The sequence below is a fragment of the Psychrobacter sp. AOP31-B2-9 genome, assembly GCF_052378005.1.
Lineage (GTDB): Bacteria > Pseudomonadota > Gammaproteobacteria > Pseudomonadales > Moraxellaceae > Psychrobacter.
The window spans coordinates 1-481 of record NZ_JBQSXG010000339.1 but is presented as its reverse complement, the minus strand read 5'-3'; the positions used below and the strand labels follow the sequence as shown (position 1 = coordinate 481).

1 protein-coding gene is annotated in these 481 nt (G+C 50.1%); it reads right to left on the bottom strand.

Going from position 1 to position 481, the window contains the following annotated elements:
• A partial coding sequence (locus ACT3SX_RS15530) for a hypothetical protein (protein WP_444761872.1) occupies nucleotides 1–481 on the bottom strand: 481 nt, incomplete at both ends.

Sequence of the window (481 nt, the reverse complement as noted above, 5' to 3'; positions counted from 1 at the left end):
ATTGATGTCTACAGGACTACCGACACTTAGGCCACGCATGGCGCCAGTCGCTTGATATGTCTCACGTTGACAGCGATTGGCCGCGATCCACTGTTCAGCAATCGCAGTTGCCGCATCATCACCATACACTCGAGAGGGCGCTGCAATTAGCACCGTGGTGTCATCTGTTGCAAGCGCTGACTCATCTACTGCTTGACCTTCATAGATCATATCAGCGGCGAGGCCATCTGCCCGCACCATGACACTATGGCTACCCAGCTGCTGCGTAGTCATCTGTAATGCATTGACGCTGTCTTGCCCCGACTGTATGGAGGACTGGGCATAGCTATAACTTAGTGGTAATTGCTCATTCTCATCCAAATTACTGACCAACCACCAGGTACCCAACTCATCAACCGAATTCCCTGATACCCACAAAGTAGAAATACCAATATCTGCAAGCAGACCCGTGACAAAATCATAGTCACTGACATCTGACTGT